Origin of the sequence: Pedobacter sp. ASV12, assembly GCF_016429155.1 — a bacterium.
Taxonomy (GTDB): domain Bacteria; phylum Bacteroidota; class Bacteroidia; order Sphingobacteriales; family Sphingobacteriaceae; genus Pedobacter.
The window spans coordinates 1-396 of record NZ_JAELUC010000348.1 but is presented as its reverse complement, the minus strand read 5'-3'; the positions used below and the strand labels follow the sequence as shown (position 1 = coordinate 396).

Genomic DNA, 396 nt, shown 5'->3' with positions numbered 1-396 from the left:
ATATTCAACAACCACAATTAGTGCGATCGCAACTTTTCTTAACAATACAGAAAACACAAAAAAACTATTTGGAGATGAAACAATCGAGAATAAAACAACTGTTGAATCTTCAAGTAATGGATATGGAGCTAGCATTTCTTTAGGAGCTTTTAGTTTAGGAGCAGGAGGCTCGGATACTAAAACTACATCATCAACATCTAAAAAACGGTTATTTAATAGAACTTTAGTCTCTAGTTTTTTCGAAAGTAATAAATCGGAATTAAATCTCGTAGTAGATGGAGATACGACTAAATATTCTTCATTGATAGAAAAATTTGTAGATCAGTTATTCGAAAACAAGTCAAGATTTGATATCAAAATCGATGCAACGAATAAAGATGCAATTGAGCTAATAGG

General features: G+C 31.3%; 1 protein-coding gene. It reads left to right on the top strand.

The features are described from left to right. Positions 1 to 396: hypothetical protein (locus JHD69_RS20630; protein WP_199142181.1), on the top strand; the 396-nt coding region annotated here is incomplete at both ends.